Source organism: Spirosoma pomorum (genome assembly GCF_054776615.1).
The window spans coordinates 532,774-549,077 of record NZ_BAAHBP010000002.1 but is presented as its reverse complement, the minus strand read 5'-3'; the positions used below and the strand labels follow the sequence as shown (position 1 = coordinate 549,077).

Below are 16,304 nucleotides of genomic sequence, written 5' to 3'. Positions count from 1 at the left end.
GCCAACAGCCAGATCATGTTACAGCGTATCGAAGATCATTACCAAACTTAATTCCCCAACACGTTCTAAAAGGACTGGTAACCGAACGTAACAGGCTGCTGGCTATCAAGTAATTTGAGTGCGATGCTGACACGGGGCGAATTAGAAAGGTTTGTCAGGTATGTCGTCAGTTTTTCGGATAGTGACTGACAATCAGTGGCGAAGAGACATGAATAGGCATAAAAATAAAGTCGGAACGACTGCCCCGACTTTATTTTTATGAATGCACGCGTTACGTGTTATTTGATATTCTTCCGGCGGTTGCGCTGGAAATCCTCGAACATCATGTTACCCAGACCCTGCAGACCACTATAGTACGCCCGGCCGTTGTTCACTTTCGTAAACTCCTGCACGAACTGTTTGAGATACGGGTCCGAAGCAATCATAAACGTCGTAATCGGAATTTCCAGTCGACGGCACTGAGCCGCCAGGGTCAGCGTTTTGCTTACCACTTTCCGGTCCAGTCCGAACGAGTTTTTGTAATATTTGATCCCTTCTTTCAGACAGGTTGGTTTCCCGTCCGTAATCATGAAGATCTGCTTGTTCTTGTTCTTTCGCCGACGTAATAAATCCATGGATAATTCCAGGCCCGCAACGGTATTGGTGTGGTACGGACCAACTTCCAGGTAGGGCAGGTCCTTGGCCTGAATCTGCCAGGCATCATTGCCGAACACAACGATATCGAGCGTGTCTTTCGGGTACTTCGATTTGATCAGTTCCGTCAGGGCCAGCGCCACTTTTTTGGCGGGCGTAATCCGGTCCTCGCCGTACAAAATCATCGAGTGGCTGATGTCGATCATCAATACCGTCGAGGTCTGTGTTTTTTGCTCTTTCTCGGTTACTTCCAGGTCGCGTTCCATCAGTCGGAAATCATCCACGCCACTGTTGATCTGGGCGTTTTTGATGGACTCCGTCATCGAAATCTGTTCCAGTGTATCACCAAACTGATACGTCCGGAGGTCGCTGCTGAGCTCATCGCCGGTACCCGTATAAGGTGTCTGGTGGTTACCGCCCGATTTGGAGCGTTTGAGTTTGCCGAAAATCTCTTCGAGGGCCGACCGGCGGATCGTCTGCTCGCTCTTAGGCGTCATCACAATCTTGCCTTCCTGATTGTCTTCGGTCAGATAACCTTTCTCTTTGAGGTCGTCGAAGAAATTACCAATACCGTATTTGTCGTCGGTCAGATTATACTGACGGTCGAGCTGACTCATCCACGACATCGCCTGTTCAACGTCACCGGAGGTCAGCAGCAACAGTTGCTGAAAGATGTTCAGTAACTGGTCGAACTTACTGCCATCTTTCTGCTCGGGTGGTACGTAATTAGAAAACTGAAAGCCTTTCATATAGCAATGAGTGAGTTTCGAATAAGTGATTGAGCGAATAGCTCCGCTGTCGATTCTGTAGATGTTTTGCAGGGGTGGACAGAGGGAGAACAGTACGTTTTCTGGATTTGTTCTTCTGTCTGGTTGAGTTTAGAAATCGAACTGAATCTGTCTTTACCAAATATAACAATTTACCCCGGAAATAAGTCAGCCCCTGGTTTCGGATTCGGCACATCTGCTGAATCCGAAACCAGGGGCTGATCGGTAATGGATACTGGCTCAGACCAGCAATCGGGAATTAAAAGCTGTAGCTAACGCCTATCCGCGAGTTGCGGCCGGGTTCCGACTGCCAGTAGTAGTAACCGAGGTAGGGAGCGCCCGAATACAGATAGGCGTTGGCAATGTTGTACACATTAGCCGTAACCCGTAACCGATCCCGCTGCCAGAACAGACCGCCATCCAGTCGGAAATAATCGGGCAAGGGCTGTTGCCCCGAAGCACCGGTCCAGGCCCAGGTCGTCCGATCACCCTGGTACGAGAAGCCCAGCGAGACACCTACGCCACGCAGCGCACCTTCCTGAACACGATAGCTCAACCAGGCGTTGGCGTTGTGTTTAGCATAACCCGGCACTTTATTGCCGACTTCCGCTTCGACGGTTGATTTAGAGATTTTAGAATCGGTCAGCGCGTAGTTCGCCACCAGGTTCAGCCCCGAAGCGATTTCACCCCGCAGATCAAATTCGATGCCCTGCGTTTTGGTCTGACCAAACTGAATGATGAACTGCTCGGCTGCCGTATTGCTCGGATCTGCCAGATTCTGGTTGTTTTGCAGAATGCTGTACAGGGCCAGCGTTGTGTTCCAGCGACCGCCGAACCAGTCACGTTTCAGGCCAATCTCCATGTTGTTGCCCGTGATGGGTTTGACCTCACCACCGTCCCGACGAATACCGGATTGTGGAACGAACGACTGATCATACAGTGCGTACACGGTCGTTTGCGGGTTGATCGAAGCACTTAAACCAACACGGGGCGTAAACCGTTTGCCGGTCGTGATGGTGTTATACGAGTTCTGACGCACGTCGGTGTAACGACCCGCCAGCGTCAGCCGGAGCCGGTTATTAAAGAAGCCTAGTTCGTCCTGAACATAAATGCCGGTGTACGACTGCGACAAAATGTTCCCGTAGATACTCGCCCGTTCGGCCAGACTCAGGCTGCGGTCGAAGCGGGGGAGACCGTAATAAGGGACTCCCCGGTTAGCCCGGTAGATATTGAACGTGCCAATCGAATCCAGGTTGCGGGACTGATTGAAGTCAGCCAGGTACTCCTTCGAGCCCAGATCCAGACCTACCAGAACACGATGCTGAACGCCACCCGTCTGCGCTGTACCATTCAGGTACACCTGCCCAAATTTCGAGACGTTCGACGCATCCCAGAGGCTAGCGTACCGAATCGCATCACCATTGGTTTCAACGGAGTTAACCCACATCGAGCTGCCTACCTGTTGGTAGTTAAAGTACGATCCCTGCGCTGTCAGTTTCCAGTTTGGGCTGATCTGGTGCTGGATGTTGAGCGTAACGTTATGGTCGTAGATCGTCGTTGGCTCCATGCCCCGTTCGGCCAGCGTAAAGTCGCGGGGTAACGAACCGTAGCCCTGGGCACTGAATGAGTAATAGCTACCCACGTTCGACATCTGTGCGTATTGCAGAATGTATTCGGCCGTCAGCGTTGTCTGGTCGCTCAGTTTATAGCTGATCACGGGGGCAATGCTGTACCGATTATTGTACTCGTTAGGCCGGAAAGAATTTTTGGTTTGCCCCATCAGGTTGAAGCGATACAGCAGTTTACCGTCTCCACTCAGTTTGCCGTCCAGATCGACGGCGGCCCGGTAAAAATCGTAGCTGCCCAGCAGCAGGCTGGCTTCACCCTTAGTTGTACCCGTTGGCTTTTTCGTCACGACGTTGTAAAGACCCGTCGGATCGCCGTTCGACATCATGAAACCAGCAGGGCCTTTCACAAACTCAATGTGATCGACAAAGCTCACGTCTTCGGTAAGTGGTCCCCAGGTCGACGTAATATTCATCCCGTTCCGGAAGGCCGACAGACGGCCCCCGCGGGCATTGATCCGTGCGTACATATCGCCCCAGTGTTCCAGCCGGGTTGCACCACTGACGTTCCGGATTACGCCGTCGCTCAGGCTGGTTACCAACTGGTCCGATAGGACTTTGCTGCTCACCAGCTGAATATTCTGGGGTATTTCCTGGATGGGTTCAGCCAAACGTAACGTGTTCGATAAGTTCGAATCGTTGTACTTACCCCGGCCAGCCAGGACCATAACCTCCTGTAATTGGTTCGCGCTTTCGTTCAGCGTGATCGTTGGTACTTCCGTGGTTTCGCCAGACCGGATCTCCACGCTTTGCTCCTTCGTTTCCAGACCCGTCAGTGAAACCTGGATGATGTAACTACCTACCTTGATGTTCTTCAATTCGTAGCTACCCTGGGTATTCGTCAGGTTACCATGCCCCGTACCTTTCAAGCGTACACTTACTGATTCGGCCGGGTTACCATCGACCGTTGTGATTTTACCGCGGATATTGCCCGTCTGAGCAAATAAGAGGCTGCTGCAGAGACAGAACAGCACCGTTAGCGGATAAATTTTCTTCATTTTGATTCTCCCTTGGTTTCGTAGGACAGCCGCAAAGGTAAAAGTCAAAACGTTATTTATTTAGACTTTATATAAATAAACTTTTTAAGTAAGCAGAAACTAGGGGAGCAACAGCGCATATGAGCAATGAAACGATCTTAAAGTAAACAATTGACTATTAGTAAATTACTGGGAATCTTATTGCTGTGTGCTGGAGAGGGATATAGTATCACATTTATGAATGGTTCTTCTGATTTATACGAGAGTATTTAGCTCCTTACGTTTGATAGTATTACCAGTTGGGGAACTGCTTGTTGGGAATGGACCGTTGGGTTTGTCTTTGAAGGCGTTACATAGAGGCAGAGTAGGGGGTGTTAACCACGTTAGTAGTGATGGTCTGAAGTGGAAGTTGGACCAGGGGGATTGTATCTAACGCCATCGCTTACGCAGACTACCATTTGGCAGGATAGTAAATTCAGGGAGCCGTTGAGTTTATTTAGCATGAAGCCATTCTCTCTTATTGTTCCCGTTGCGTTTTTGGTGGTTGCCACCAGTTTGCTTGCTGGTTACGTGCCTCGGCAACAGGCGTCATCCCGCCCTAACATCATTTATATCTATGCCGATGATCTGGGGTATGGGGAGTTGGGGTGTTACGGGCAGCAGAAGATCCGAACGCCCCACCTGGACCAGATGGCCCGCGACGGGATGCGCTTTACGCAGCACTACATCAGTGCCCCGGTCTGCGCACCCGCGCGGTGTATGCTGCTGACGGGTAAACACGGCGGACATTCCTACATCCGGGGCAACTACGAGCTGGGCGACTTCCCGGACTCGCTGGAGGGTGGCCAGATGCCGCTCTATCCGGGTACGTTTACGATCGGCAAAATGCTTCAACAGTCGGGGTACAAAACAGCCTGCATTGGAAAACGGGGGCTGGGTATGGCGTACAATACCGGTAATCCGAATGAACAGGGGTTCGATTATTTCTACGGTTACCTCGACCAGAAACAGGCGCATAATCACTACCCGACTCACCTCTGGGAGAATGGCAAACCGGTGCGGCTGAACAACCCGGTCATTACGGTTCACAAACCGTTGAACCCCGAAACCGCCCGGCCCGAAGACTTTGCCTACTTCCGGGGTAAGGACTACGCGCTGGATAAGCAAAGTGAGAAGGCGCAGGCCTTTGTCCGGCAGCATAAGGATCAGCCGTTTTTTTTGTATCTGTCGTTCACTGCTCCGCACCATTCACTCCAGGCTCCGGAATCAGCCGTGAACGAATACATCGGTAAATTTGGCGACAATGGAAATCCGGAGCGGCCCTACTATGGGCAGAATGGTTACGCGTCGACGTTACACCCCCGCGCTACGTATGCGGGAATGATTACGCACATGGACCGGCAGGTTGGTCAACTGATGCAACTCCTGAAAGACCTGAAGCTGGACGACAACACGCTGGTCATGTTTTCGAGCGATAACGGTACGACCTTCGAGTCAGGGAACATTAACGCGCCTTATTTCAACAGCGTTGGTGGCCTGCGTGGCCTGAAGCAGGATGTGTACGAAGGTGGTATTCGTGAACCCATGCTGGCCCGATGGCCCGGCCGGATCAAGGCCGGACAGGTAACGAATCACATATCCGTACAATTTGACCTAATGGCCACGCTGGCTGAGATAATCGGTTATAAATTCTCATTCGCTACAGACGGGCTGTCGTTTCTGCCGACCCTGCTGGGACAATCAGTCAAACAAAAACAGCACCCGTACATTTACTGGGAGTTCCCCGAAAAAGGGGGGCAGATCGCTATCCGGATGGGAAACTGGAAAGCCGTGAAAACGGAGCTGCGTAAGAATAAACGAGCGCCCTGGTAGCTCTATGATCTAAGCCTAGACGTGGAGGAGAAAAGGGACATCGCTGGGCAACACCCGGCGTTAACGAAACAGTTTGACGCCATCGTGGCCCGCGAACACGTACCATCGCACATCCGAGACTGGGAAATTGTAAACCCCAAGTCATCTGTCACAAAATAACTGCCGGCAGGAATGGCAGTCCATAAACCAGTTTTTTTATGCGTAGTGCCCCCAACCGATTACTCCAGTTAATTGCCATCAGCAGCGTATTGATCAGCATTGCTTTTGTTGGCAGTGCCTGGATTGAAAAGCCAATTCCAACGCCAACAGGCCCAAATGTTGTACTGTTTTTTATTGATGACCTGGGCTACGGCGACTTGTCGAGTACCGGAGCATTGGATTATACAACGCCCAATCTGGACCGGATGGCTGCGGAAGGGACCCGCTTTACCAACTTCCTGGCGGCCCAGGCCGTTTGTAGTGCATCGCGGGCCGCCCTGCTAACGGGCTGCTATCCGAACCGGCTGGGTATTGCCGGCGCACTGGGGCCAAACTCACCCATTGGTTTGAACCCAGCCGAAGAAACGTTGGCCGAGTTGCTGAAAGTAAAGGGATACGCAACCGGAATTTTCGGCAAATGGCACCTGGGTGATCAAAAGCCGTTTCTGCCTCTGCAACAGGGCTTCGATGAATATTATGGTGTTCCGTACTCACACGATATGTGGCCGCTGCATCCCACGGGCACGTATCCACCGCTGAAATGGATCGAGGGAAACGAGCAGAAGCAGGAAATCAAAAACCTGGACGATGCCAGCCAGCTTACGTCGACCATCACCGAGAAAGCCATCTCGTTTATCAAGCGTCATAAAAAAGAACCATTCTTTTTATACGTACCGCACCCCATGCCCCACGTACCGCTGGCGGCTTCGGCCAGGTTTAAAGGAAAAACGAAGCGGGGTCTCTTCGGCGATGTACTGACTGAGCTCGACTGGTCGGTAGGGCAGATTATGGGCGAGCTGAAACAACAGGGGCTGGACAAAAACACGCTGGTCATTTTTATCAGCGACAACGGACCCTGGCTGAATTACGGCGAACATGCCGGTTCGACGGGTGGTTTCCGAGAGGGAAAAGGAACCTCCTTCGAGGGCGGCCACCGGGTGCCTTGTCTAGTACGTTGGCCGGGTGTTGTACCCGCCGGTCGGGTAAGCAATAAGCTGCTGACAACGATGGATGTACTGCCGACAGTCGCTAAATTGTGTGGTGCGCAGCTTCCCAAAAATCGAATCGATGGTGTTGACTGGGTATCGCTGCTGAAAGGAGACGACTCTGCGACACCCCGCGATCATTTTTACTACTACTACCGAAAAAACAGCCTGGAGGCCGTTCGGCAGGGCGACTGGAAACTGGTGTTTGGGCATCCCGGCCGGACGTACGAAGGATTTCTGCCCGGTCAGAACGGGAAACCCGGTCCACTCACCGAAACCCATGAGTTTCCTCAGGCACTTTATGATCTCCGGCGCGATCCGGGTGAGCGGTACAACGTGCTGACGCAGTATCCCGAGATCGTATCCAAATTGGAAAAGCTGGGGGAAGCGGCCCGCGCTGATTTGGGAGACGATATCCAGCAACGCAATGGCGCTAACGTACGGGAGCCAGGTCGGATTAATAAATAATAAGCCTGAATGTAAAAAGCCGCCGATGCACATCGGCGGCTTTTTACATTCAGGCTTTATCGTCGGCGGTAAGGTGTCGGATAACCCGGCAGGGATTGCCGGCCGCGAAAACATCCGCTGGGATGTCGCGGGTAACGACACTGCCTGCACCAATGATCGTTCGGTCTCCTATGCTAACACCGGGGCAAATGACGGCACTGCCGCCCACCCAGACATCACTGCCGATGGAAATGGGTTTCGCGTATTCCACCCCCGACGATCGGACCTCATGGTCGATGGGGTGAGTAGCCGTGTATACCTGTACGTTTGGGCCGAACAGCGTTCGATCGCCAATGGTAACGGTCGTTACGTCCAGCACGACGCAGTTGAAATTGAAAAATACGCTCTCGCCGGTAATGATGTTGTAGCCGTAATCACAGTAGAAGGGGGGCTGCAACCAGAGTCCCGGCCCGGCCTTTGGGATCAATTTTTTCAGCAATTGGGCGCGCTGCTCCGGCTGATCTTCCCGGCCGTTATTCAATTCCTGAGTCAGGAGCCGGGCCTGGGTACGTTCTTCGGTTAGTTGTGGATCGAGGGCGATGTAGAGTTCACCGGCCAGCATTTTTTCTTTTTCCGTCATAGAGCACTCCGTTAAGGTTAGTGATATAACCCAATTTGGTGCCAATTGGCTTACGGTTTTTGAGGGGCTGCGTAACGGACGAGGTCGATTCCAACCCCGTTAGGGTCTTCAATGGCAAAATGGCGGTCACCCCAGGGTTCATCACGAAGATCGATCTTGATGGGAACATTTTTCGCGTTGATCGTTTCGTAAAGCGCGTCGACATAGGGTCAATCACTTCTGGTAATTAACCAAAACAGCCAACGGTTAGTCCGTCGGCTGTTTTGGTTTGTAGATTTGCCGGATCGCTGTCAGCATTGTTGACATAGACAACAAGATTAGTGCTCTTACAGAGTCGAGCGCGCTATCGCGTTCCTACGTTGGCACCGGCTGCATACCATAAGTTGGCCAATGCTTTCTGGTGCTTGGCGCGTAGCTCTTCGAGTTTGACCTGATAATCAATAAGCTTGCTTTCCCGGCTGTTCAGCAGGAACAACGAGCTTTCTCCCAGCGAAAACTTTTCGGCTTCGGCGCGAACAAGCACCTGCTGATTCGTTGCCGTTTGCTGCTGGGTAGCAATTTGCTGTTCCAGTGTTGCCAGTTCGTTCCAGGCGCGCTGCACATCGTTGACAATGTCCCGGCCAGTTTGTTGCCGCTCCAGACCCGTCTGCTGATTTTTGAGCTGTACCTGTCGGAGCTTACCCCGCTCGGTACGTAGAAACAGCGGAAAAGCGAAGTCGACGCCAATCTTATGGTTGCTGGGCTGGAAACTGTAGTAATTAGCCCCGTCAGAATTAGCTTCTGAGAGCGGTCCGCGGCTTAATAAACTGGCTTCAAAGGCTACTTTGGGAAGCAATAAAGCGCGCCGGTAACGTTCCTCAATCGTCAGCTGCTGCTGCTTGGTAGCCAATTTTATCAGTTCCGGGTGTTGTTGCGAAGCTCGGGTGATTAGTTCGTCCAGCTGAACCTGATTGGTCAGGTTAGGCGGGGCTGTCTGTGGAATAACCGTCAGGGGCAGATCGATCGGCTGGGGCGTAGCACCGTCCCGACTACTCCACAAGAAAGCCGTCAGCGTAAGCCGGGCATTCTGTAAGTTGACGGCTGCATCCTGAATTTGTACCCGTCGATCCTGAACTGTAATTAACGCTTCCGTTGTATCGATCGGAGCTGCATCACCAATTAACGCCCGGCGTCTGATCGCCTGAAAACGGGTCTGAGCTAACTGCAACCCCTGATCGGTCCACCGGAATTGCTGATAAGCCAGGTACCAATCCCAGTACGATTTGGCCGCGTCGTAAATCGTTTTATTGATCAGCTTCAGCCGATCAGCATCGGCCAGATTAATCGCCAGTTGCGCCTGCCGTAACGTATTCCGCCGGGAGTCAATCAGCAGACCCTGCGTAAGAGGAACGCTGACGCCCAGCGCAACGAGTCCCGTTGGCGGCACTACGTTTTCAGGATTCAGGTACTCGCCCCGGTTTCGGTCGTATCCCAACTTAACATCGAGCCCACCGGGCCACACGGGTACTTTCAGCCCTGACTCCCATTTATCGTAATACAACGTATTACCGAAGTGTTTCCGGCGGTAGTCCGAATAAAGCCGCGGGTCGAACGCACCACGCGCCTGCTGAATTTCGGCCTGCGCTTCGGCGGGAAGCAGGGCCGCCTGCCGAACAATTGGGTTGTGATCCAGAATGGCCTGGTAAAACTCGTCGGCCGAAAAAATCGATACCGAATCAAGCGGATTCCCCGGACCAACCACGGTCGATGACGTTACCCCCCGCGACGTCCCTGTACGGTTAATGGCGTCTCTGGACAGACTATCAGTATAGATTGGCAATGGCTTCGGTGTTATAACCGGCACCGGGGGGACTCGTTGTGCCAATGCCGATCCAGCCCAAAGCAGCATGCCCCAGACCCAGAGAAATGAAATGTGTATCCTCATAACTTCTCCGTTTTCTCAGGTTCACTGCGCAAACTTGGGGGGAAGCCATTAAGCTGCCGCCAGATCTCGTACCAGATGGGGACGTCGTCGAGCATAACCCAGCCCGCTACGCCAGACCCAACCCGCAATTGCTCAGGCCAGGGCTGATCGCCCGGCATAACGTCCGGTTTTACCAGCAGGCGGTATTTACCATTCTCACTACTAACGGCATCGATAACGACAACCCGACCCGCAAACGTACCGACTGCCACGGCAGGCCAGCCCGAAAACTGGATAGCAGGCCAGCCATCGAACTGAAGCCGAACCAGTCGACCACGCTGAATCAGGGGCACGTCCATAGCCCGTACGTATAGTTCAACCGCCAGGTTCGGATTGGCTGGCTGGAGCGTAGCAATGGATTCGCCTTCTTTAATCGTTTCGCCGATACCCGTTTTTATCGCCCGAACGACGTAACCGCTCTGCGGAGCGCGAATGACGTAATACCCCCGCCGGACACTGACATTGCTGATTTTATTCTTCATCATGGCAATCTCGTTCTCCGCGCTGGCCTGACTCGAAATGGCGGAGCTCCGGTCGGACATTGCTTTCGCAATATCCTGCTGGTATTTTGCCTGAATCAGTTGCAAGTTCAGCTCGGCATTCGCCAATGACTGCCGGGCTACGTTCAGCTCGTTTTCCTGCATGACTACTTTGGCGTAATCTTGCTGCAGGTTGATTCGGCGAGTTTCCAGATCCGTAAGTGAGAACAAGCCATCACGGAAGCCTTTTTCATACCGTTCCAGCCGCGCAACCGCAATCTGGTAGTTCCGGCGAATAGCATTCAGGTCAGCGCTGTCGATACCTACCTGTAGGCGGTTCTGGCGCACCTTGTTCCGAGCGGTAGCGAGATCGACTTTGACCCCGGAACCCAGAGCAGAGATTTGCCCATCCAATGCCTCAACCTTTGCCTCATTGGCCAATCGGGACCCCTGCTTAGCTGCCAACTGCTCGTTGAGTCGTTGGGGCAGATTTGGATCGAAGTATTCGTCCTTTACTTCGGAAATAATCAGTAAAGTATCCCCCTTCTGGACATACTGTCCTTCCCGCACCGACCAGCGTTCGATTCGGCCAGCAATGGCATTCTGAAGAGTCTGTGGACGGTCCTGGGGCGTAAGTGCCGTAATAGAGCCAGTACCATTAATGTTCTGCCGCCAGGGCAAAAGCAAAACGATCAGGCCAAGAATCAGAAAGAAAATCATCCATCGACCCAGTCGACGTTTACTACGGGGCTGTGGAAGTTCTTGTAATGTTTTGAGCGGATACTCTTCGAACATCCGCTCATCAATTCGCTGGTTCGATAAATTAAGCATGAATTACGTCTTCGGTATCTTCGGTGTCGATCGGTAGGTCAGTTACGGCGGCAATTTTTTCCACGCCCGTCAGCATGTCAAACACGGTGTCGATGCTGGAGATGAGCTTGTTGACAGCGGCAGCAATCAGGACAATAACCAGTTCTGACGCCACAAACTGACCCAGTGCCAGTTGTCGTCCAACGACGAGTGTCGTACCAATAATCAGTAAGCCTCCGGTAATCAGCGTACTGAAACCAACGGAGGTATAATAAAACCGCTTCAGGATACTGAAGTGGTCATTCCGGTCGGTAATGTAACTAACCAGTTTTTTGTCGATCTGATCGATTGGGCTCATACCCTTATCAGAACCAGCACCCGGTTCGGGTAACCCATCCTGAGCAGCTGCCCGTTGCTCAGAGACTTTCAAGGCATATTGTTCCAGCCAGGCGACTACTTTGTATTTGTCGCTCGATTCCTTAATGCTGGTTCGCAAGCCTTCCGGGCCAAACAGGCGGGTAACCAGATAGATCACAATAAGCGTAAACAGACCAAATCCCAGAAAAACCGGGTGGTAGAACGACAACAAAATAATACCAAACAGAATCTGCATAACTGCCGTCGGCAGGTCAATCAGAAGCTTCGACATGCCTTTCTGGAGCGTCAGTACATCGAAGAAACGGTTCATCAGTTCAGGCGGGTAGTGGCCCTCCATCGCTTCCGGTTTGATACGGGGTAGCCGGTACGTATACTCGAATGCCGTCTTAGCAAAGATTCGTTGCTGAATAATTTCGACCAGCGTAATTTGGACAATATTGAGTAGTCCGGAAACGATAACTCCGATGATTACCAAACCAATCATTACGTAGACCGAGCTGAATAACAGTCCACTGGAAACTAGATTGAAAACGGCCTGTACACCCAGGGGAAGAGTAAGACTGATCAGACCGGTAATAGTTGCAAACAAAAGAATGTAGCCAATGTCCTTTTGTTCAGTGCCTAACAGTCGTATCAGGCGCTGAACCGGCGTCGGAGGTGGCTGCAGGTGGGTACTTTCTGCCATGAGTAGAGGTAAGAGGTTGACATTAAAATGGCATTAAAAAGCCATTAATCCGGTAACGACAGAAATTCTTTTTTGGTTTGCGGTGGTCAACTAAGAATTTCTAAAAAAAAGTTAAATTGACTTATTCCTGGATAGGGCTGTATTCTACTAGTATCGCATTGTCCGTTCTTTGCCGCTAGCTTTATTCGAGTAGTAAATGATGATCAATTACTTAGCACGACAGGTATGTAACCAACAATCGGTCATTGAGTTTTGAAAATTCTATTATGGCACCTACGTATTTTTCCTCAGGTTCATCTAAGAACTAATACGCATTCTGTCGCCAATTAGATTCGATCACCATTCTGGTATAAGATGACGCGTTACGTTCAGATTTATCTCTCAGTCCGAAAGGGGATTATTCTAACGCTGGCCACACCACTCATAACTCCTATTTCAATTCCGCTTGGGTACGAGTAGAAGTCCTTGGGGTTTCATCCCTACACTGGGTTATCGTTCTTTCAATTCCACTCAGGTACGATTAGAAGTTCCCGGTGATACGCCACGTTACAGCGGAAGTAGTATTTCAATTCCACTCAGGTACGATTAGAAGAAGATGGGCAGTCTGCCTCTACTCAAGCCGCAGAATATTTCAATTCCACTCAGGTACGATTAGAAGCGGCGCTTGTCGAGCCAGATCAGCGAACTACGCCATATTTCAATTCCACTCAGGTACGATTAGAAGTCGTACATCGACCCGATCCACCTGGATCAGAATCGCATTTCAATTTCACTCAGGTACGATTAGAAGTTGAAGCGTTCCTGAATGTCTTCCAACTCCAGAAGCATTTCAATTCCACTCAGGTACGATTAGAAGGGGGCGTGGATCATTTGTTAGATGGCCTTCGTGTCATTTCAATTCCACTCAGGTACGATTAGAAGTTCGGGCTTTAGTTTACTGTCCCAGCCCAGGCACTATTTCAATTCCACTCAGGTACGATTAGAAGCTAGGGCGTCCAATAGCTTTTTCAGCGTATTGAGCAATTTCAATTCCACTCAGGTACGATTAGAAGCTGGGCATGAGTTGGGGGCAGTATGTCCTGTTACACATTTCAATTCCACTCAGGTACGATTAGAAGGTTATGCTCCTGGCCAGCATGAAGGACACGCTGCGCATTTCAATTCCACTCAGGTACGATTAGAAGACCGTGGCGTTGCCGTCAGCAAAATGTCGGCCCTATTTCAATTCCACTCAGGTACGATTAGAAGCGTCGAATGCTCGATTATCTCACAGGCATCGAAGTATTTCAATTCCACTCAGGTACGATTAGAAGGTACACCCCACCAGCGATCAGCTTTGACGACGTAGAATTTCAATTCCACTCAGGTACGATTAGAAGTGCCAAGGGTGGGGTAAAGCTGGTACTGAAAGAAACATTTCAATTCCACTCAGGTACGATTAGAAGGTTGAAGCCTTTCGCTGCTATCAGGATAGATATGTGATTTCAATTCCACTCAGGTACGATTAGAAGGACGATCGCTTTCAGTTTAGCCTCCTCGAATTCAGATTTCAATTCCACTCAGGTACGATTAGAAGTGGATGCTGTCGTTGAAGCCGCAGCGGGATACACCATTTCAATTCCACTCAGGTACGATTAGAAGTGCGCGATGAGTATGCCGACACGCGGGTCTGGCACGATTTCAATTCCACTCAGGTACGATTAGAAGTAAGTGTTGGTGACGCTTGTGAAACTGGTCATATACATTTCAATTCCACTCAGGTACGATTAGAAGATCCTGACTACATACCTAAACGTGAACAGACTGGAATTTCAATTCCACTCAGGTACGATTAGAAGTGAAGCCGTTGCCGGAACTTGAGTTTTAGCGCTTTCATTTCAATTCCACTCAGGTACGATTAGAAGTGAAGCCGTTGCCGGAACTTGAGTTTTAGCGCTTTCATTTCAATTCCACTCAGGTACGATTAGAAGCAGTCCGGTCAGTTCGCTTCTGAAATGATAATTCGAATTTCAATTCCACTCAGGTACGATTAGAAGACGTCACTTGTTGTCAGTTTAGCAACGATAGGGGGATTTCAATTCCACTCAGGTACGATTAGAAGATCAGTTTGTCCCCTGGTTGGCGGGTACTATTGAATTTCAATTCCACTCAGGTACGATTAGAAGTGTAATCGAGTCGACCATTAACGAGATAGTTATAAAATTTCAATTCCACTCAGGTACGATTAGAAGGGGTGTCTTTCTTGTTATCCGCCTTGCGTTGTTTCTATTTCAATTCCACTCAGGTACGATTAGAAGAATCTGCAGGCAACCCGGAAAGATGGCCTGCTGCAAATTTCAATTCCACTCAGGTACGATTAGAAGTATCTGGCCCATACTGAAGGTCAGGTTGAGCGAATATTTCAATTCCACTCAGGTACGATTAGAAGATTACTCAGTTCCGACAAGTTGTTGCCCGGACTCAAATTTCAATTCCACTCAGGTACGATTAGAAGACCGTAACCGGTTATTGGCCCATTCAGCCCGATCGTATTTCAATTCCACTCAGGTACGATTAGAAGCCGAGGAGGCTCCCAACGAGCACCAGCACGCGGGTGATTTCAATTCCACTCAGGTACGATTAGAAGAAGGATAGCCTGCTACGGGTGGGTCTGGACCAGATATTTCAATTCCACTCAGGTACGATTAGAAGGCTCTGTAGCACTTCAAAAGGGTATCGATGAAGCTATTTCAATTCCACTCAGGTACGATTAGAAGAACAATCCCAGCAAAAACGAACTATTCTGACGCTAAATTTCAATTCCACTCAGGTACGATTAGAAGCAGACTGACTGTCCAGTTTCCCAGCTCGCTACACATTTCAATTCCACTCAGGTACGATTAGAAGTCTCGCAAAACATACTGGCCTTCTGGCTGCTGACCTATTTCAATTCCACTCAGGTACGATTAGAAGAAATGAGAGCTGATGGGAGCTGCCAGCTGGCGCTTAATTTCAATTCCACTCAGGTACGATTAGAAGTGGGATGATGTGGTCCAGATGCACACGCTCAACAGCATTTCAATTCCACTCAGGTACGATTAGAAGTTCGCGAAAAAGCTCTGCATCTCGCCTTTTGTCGCGATTTCAATTCCACTCAGGTACGATTAGAAGTGTACCTAAGCCAACAGGGGGTGTAACTGAATTTGCATTTCAATTCCACTCAGGTACGATTAGAAGATGCGACCCTGGCCAAGATGGGTCAGTTTACCGAGCATTTCAATTCCACTCAGGTACGATTAGAAGCGTCGACGGCGGGCGATCTGCAACGCCCGTCCCAAATTTCAATTCCACTCAGGTACGATTAGAAGGTTGCCCCGCCTGCCTGGTTTCGTTCGTCTGGGTTCATTTCAATTCCACTCAGGTACGATTAGAAGTCACTGATTTCGCCGAAATACAAGCCTTTGGTTGTATTTCAATTCCACTCAGGTACGATTAGAAGATTGTCGTCACTATGGTTTTGGTGGGAATCCGACTTGATTTCAATTCCACTCAGGTACGATTAGAAGTTTGATCAACTCCCAGACACCTGTTGCTATTAGTCATTTCAATTCCACTCAGGTACGATTAGAAGCTTCTGTAGCCAGGGCAACAGGAACGGCCCGGGCAATTTCAATTCCACTCAGGTACGATTAGAAGTATGCTGCCCACAATTTCAGTGCGGACTGGGGCGTATTTCAATTCCACTCAGGTACGATTAGAAGGCTTTCTCATTTCGGAAATAGACAAGTTCGGCACGTATTTCAATTCCACTCAGGTACGATTAGAAGTCTGACCCGAGGAGGCATCGTATTCGCCTGGACAGACA

Annotated in this window: 8 protein-coding genes, 1 pseudogene and 1 CRISPR repeat array (1 of these 10 running past the window's edge); of the genes and pseudogenes, 2 read left to right on the top strand and 7 right to left on the bottom strand. The window is 50.4% G+C overall.

The window, feature by feature from the left end:
* Nucleotides 1-278: 278 nt before the first annotated feature.
* Both ACYVAD_RS08070 and ACYVAD_RS08065 read right to left on the bottom strand, forming a co-directional pair.
* On the bottom strand, nucleotides 279-1,382 hold the full coding sequence (locus ACYVAD_RS08070) for a vWA domain-containing protein (RefSeq protein ID WP_461138969.1): 1,104 nt from the start codon (nucleotides 1,380-1,382) through the stop codon (nucleotides 279-281).
* A gap of 277 nt (nucleotides 1,383-1,659) precedes the next feature.
* On the bottom strand, nucleotides 1,660-4,023 hold the full coding sequence (locus ACYVAD_RS08065; RefSeq protein WP_461138968.1) for a TonB-dependent siderophore receptor: 2,364 nt from the start codon (nucleotides 4,021-4,023) through the stop codon (nucleotides 1,660-1,662).
* 480 nt (nucleotides 4,024-4,503) lie between these two features.
* Here ACYVAD_RS08065 and ACYVAD_RS08060 point away from each other — a divergent pair, with 480 nt between their 5' ends.
* Together ACYVAD_RS08060 and ACYVAD_RS08055 are read left to right on the top strand one after the other, a co-directional pair.
* Nucleotides 4,504-5,874: an arylsulfatase gene (locus ACYVAD_RS08060; protein WP_461138967.1), complete on the top strand. Its 1,371-nt coding sequence runs from the start codon at nucleotides 4,504-4,506 to the stop codon at nucleotides 5,872-5,874.
* 197 nt (nucleotides 5,875-6,071) lie between these two features.
* Nucleotides 6,072-7,526 carry a sulfatase family protein gene (locus tag ACYVAD_RS08055; protein WP_461138966.1) on the top strand — a complete coding sequence of 485 codons (1,455 nt, stop codon included), beginning with the start codon at nucleotides 6,072-6,074 and terminating at the stop codon, nucleotides 7,524-7,526.
* 49 nt (nucleotides 7,527-7,575) lie between these two features.
* Here the strand turns inward: ACYVAD_RS08055 and ACYVAD_RS08050 are convergent, their stop codons facing one another.
* The 5 genes and pseudogenes from ACYVAD_RS08050 to ACYVAD_RS08030 all read right to left on the bottom strand — a co-directional run bounded on the left by ACYVAD_RS08050 (nucleotide 7,576) and on the right by ACYVAD_RS08030 (nucleotide 12,460).
* Nucleotides 7,576-8,145: a sugar O-acetyltransferase gene (locus tag ACYVAD_RS08050; protein WP_461138965.1), complete on the bottom strand. Its 570-nt coding sequence runs from the start codon at nucleotides 8,143-8,145 to the stop codon at nucleotides 7,576-7,578.
* A 50-nt stretch (nucleotides 8,146-8,195) separates the two neighbouring features.
* Nucleotides 8,196-8,336, bottom strand: a pseudogene (locus tag ACYVAD_RS08045) (VOC family protein); the annotation flags it as partial.
* Nucleotides 8,337-8,488: 152 nt separating this feature from the next.
* Nucleotides 8,489-10,069 carry a TolC family protein gene (locus ACYVAD_RS08040; RefSeq protein ID WP_461138964.1) on the bottom strand — a complete coding sequence of 527 codons (1,581 nt, stop codon included), beginning with the start codon at nucleotides 10,067-10,069 and terminating at the stop codon, nucleotides 8,489-8,491.
* Nucleotides 10,066-11,418: an HlyD family secretion protein gene (locus ACYVAD_RS08035; protein WP_461138963.1), complete on the bottom strand. Its 1,353-nt coding sequence runs from the start codon at nucleotides 11,416-11,418 to the stop codon at nucleotides 10,066-10,068. Before ACYVAD_RS08035 ends, ACYVAD_RS08040 begins: the two co-directional genes overlap by 4 nt.
* The gene (locus tag ACYVAD_RS08030; protein ID WP_461138962.1) at nucleotides 11,411-12,460 is read right to left on the bottom strand and encodes an ABC transporter transmembrane domain-containing protein; all 1,050 of its coding nucleotides are present in this window, start codon (nucleotides 12,458-12,460) and stop codon (nucleotides 11,411-11,413) included. Before ACYVAD_RS08030 ends, ACYVAD_RS08035 begins: the two co-directional genes overlap by 8 nt.
* Nucleotides 12,461-12,892: 432 nt before the next feature.
* Nucleotides 12,893-16,304: direct repeats of the CRISPR family, unit length 30 nt; unit sequence ATTTCAATTCCACTCAGGTACGATTAGAAG (it continues 6,742 nt past the right edge of the window).

Bases quoted from the DNA above. Each gene is read 5' to 3' on its own strand.
- ACYVAD_RS08065 (WP_461138968.1), bottom strand. From the start codon at position 4,023: ATGAAGAAAATTTATCCGCTAACGGTGCTGTTCTGTCTCTGCAGCAGC.
- ACYVAD_RS08035 (WP_461138963.1), bottom strand. From the start codon at position 11,418: ATGCTTAATTTATCGAACCAGCGAATTGATGAGCGGATGTTCGAAGAG.
- ACYVAD_RS08055 (WP_461138966.1), top strand. From the start codon at position 6,072: ATGCGTAGTGCCCCCAACCGATTACTCCAGTTAATTGCCATCAGCAGC.
- ACYVAD_RS08060 (WP_461138967.1), top strand. From the start codon at position 4,504: ATGAAGCCATTCTCTCTTATTGTTCCCGTTGCGTTTTTGGTGGTTGCC.
- ACYVAD_RS08040 (WP_461138964.1), bottom strand. From the start codon at position 10,069: ATGAGGATACACATTTCATTTCTCTGGGTCTGGGGCATGCTGCTTTGG.
- ACYVAD_RS08050 (WP_461138965.1), bottom strand. From the start codon at position 8,145: ATGACGGAAAAAGAAAAAATGCTGGCCGGTGAACTCTACATCGCCCTC.
- ACYVAD_RS08030 (WP_461138962.1), bottom strand. From the start codon at position 12,460: ATGGCAGAAAGTACCCACCTGCAGCCACCTCCGACGCCGGTTCAGCGC.
- ACYVAD_RS08070 (WP_461138969.1), bottom strand. From the start codon at position 1,382: ATGAAAGGCTTTCAGTTTTCTAATTACGTACCACCCGAGCAGAAAGAT.